This window comes from Sphingomonas sp. S-NIH.Pt3_0716, from assembly GCF_003950715.1.
GTDB classification, from domain to species: domain Bacteria; phylum Pseudomonadota; class Alphaproteobacteria; order Sphingomonadales; family Sphingomonadaceae; genus Sphingobium; species Sphingobium yanoikuyae_A.
Window position 1 is genome coordinate 1 of sequence record NZ_QLJK01000090.1, and the last position, 2,300, is coordinate 2,300.

Annotated in this window: 1 protein-coding gene; it reads left to right on the forward strand. The window is 64.1% G+C overall.

What is annotated here, in order from left to right:
• Positions 1-2,300 (forward strand): Tn3 family transposase (locus BRX37_RS26095; RefSeq protein ID WP_125990339.1); only part of this gene is annotated, 2,300 nt, incomplete at both ends.

Genomic DNA, 2,300 nt, shown 5'->3' on the forward strand with positions numbered 1-2,300 from the left:
CGACGGGAGCGACGGAACCAGTTGGGCGTGGCGCTGCAACTCGCGCTCCTGCGGCACCCGGGCATCACGCTTGCGCAGTTGATACAGGACAGGGGAGCAATACCCCATGATCTCGCCGCTTTCGTCGCGGAGCAACTTGGTCAGCACGTAACCGAGCTGGCCAACTATGCGGCGCGGGATCAGACAATGACGGATCATGCCCGTGAGCTGGCGGCGCGTTTGGGGCTTCGGGGGCCAACCCGCGCCGATATTCCCTTCATGGTCGAGGCGGCCGCGAGAACGGCATGGGCGACCGACAAGGGGATGACGATTGCGATGGGCGTGGTCACCGCCCTGCGCGAGGCCCGGATTTTGCTGCCGTCCATCTCCACCATCGAACGCGCCAGCAGCGCGGGACGTGCCCGCGCGCGCAAGCAGGCCGCCCACGCCCTGATCGCCGATCTCAGCGCCGAACAGGTCCAGGCCCTCGATCAGCTCTTCGACGCCGCCGGCGGCATGAGCCATCTCGCCTTGCTTAAGACCATCCCCGTCGCGGCCAAGCCCGATCACGTCCGCCAGATCCTCGACCGTCTGAGGCAGGTGCGGAAGATCGATATTTCCCCCGACGTCGCGGGCCGCATCCACGCGGACCGATTTCGGCAATATGTCAGGGAAGGCCGTGCGTCGCCTGCCTATATGATCGAGCGCTATATTCCCTCCCGGCGACGCGCCACGCTCGTTGCCTTCCTGCTCGATCTTGAAGAACGGCTGACGGACAGCGCCCTGGAGATGGCGGACAAGCTGATCGGCGGCATCTTCACCCGCGCGAAGAACGCCCAGGCGCGCAGCTATGCCGCCACGTCGAAGAACGTGGCCCGGCTGATGCTGATCTTCCGCAGGACGATCGACGCGCTCACCGATGCAGTCGATACTGGCGAAGATCCTATGGAGGTCCTGGATGCCTCAGTAGGATGGCACACCCTCCTGAAGGCCAGACCGGAAGTGGCGACGATCGCGGAAACCGCCAATCTTGATCCGCTGAGGGTCGCGGCCGACCGCTATGCGACGTTGCGCAAGTTCGCCCCTGATCTGCTTGAAGCACTACAGTTCAGGGCCGGAAAGGGCAGCGCGAAAACGATTGCCGCTATCGAGATGCTGCGCGACCTCAATAGGTCGGGCAAGCGCGATCTGCCTGCCGACGCTCCGATGCCCTTCCGCAAGGAATGGCAGAAAATCGTCATGGGCGATGACGGCAAGATCAATCGGCGGCTCTGGGAAATCGCGACTATCGCGCATCTACGCAACAAGCTGCGCTCCGGTGATGTCTGGGTGGAACGATCGACGGGATACCGCCAGTTCGACAGCTACCTGCTAAGCGAACCGAAGGCCAAGCCGATCGTGTCGGCTCTTGGTCTGCCACCCACAGCCGGCGAATGGCTCGAACAGCGGGGCCGCGAACTGGACTGGCGGCTGAAGAAATTCGCCCGGAGCCTGAAGCGCGACGCTCTGGAGGGTGTGCGATACCGCGACGGCCGCCTCCAGATATCCCCCGTTCGCACGATCGCAACGCCCGACGCCGAAGCCCTGGCCGACCGGCTCGATGCGATGATGCCACGCATCCGTATCACCGAACTGCTACATGAGGTGGCGCAGGAAACTGGCTTTCTTTCGGCGTTCACCAACCTGCGCACCGGCGAGCTATGTCCCAATGAAAATGCGCTGCTCGCCACGATCCTCGCCGACGCCACCAATCTCGGCCTGTCGCGCATGGCCGCCGCGAGCCAGGGCGTCACGCGCGATCAACTCCTATGGACCCATGACGCCTATATCCGCGACGAGAGCTACCGCGCGGCGCTCGCCGTCCTCATCAACGCGCACCACCGCCTGCCATTCTCGCGGGTATGGGGCGACGGCACAACGTCCAGTTCCGATGGTCAGTTCTTCAGGGGCGCGAAGCGCGGCGCATCGGGCGGCGACATCAACGCCCGCTATGGCGTCGATCATGGCTTCAGCTTCTACACCCATGTTTCCGATCAGCGCGGGCCCTACCACGTCAATGTGATCTCGGCCGCCACGCATGAAGCGCCCTATGTCCTCGACGGCCTCATCAGCCATGGCACCGATCTCAGGATCGTCGAGCATTACACCGACACCGGCGGAGCGACCGATCATGTCTTCGCCCTGTGCGCGATGCTGGGATTTCGCTTCTGCCCGCGCCTGCGCGACTTTCCGGACAGGCGGCTTGCGCCGATCGCGCCGGTTTCGGCCTATCCGTCCATCGCCCCGTTGTTGGGCAAGCGTATCCGCACCGACATCATCAA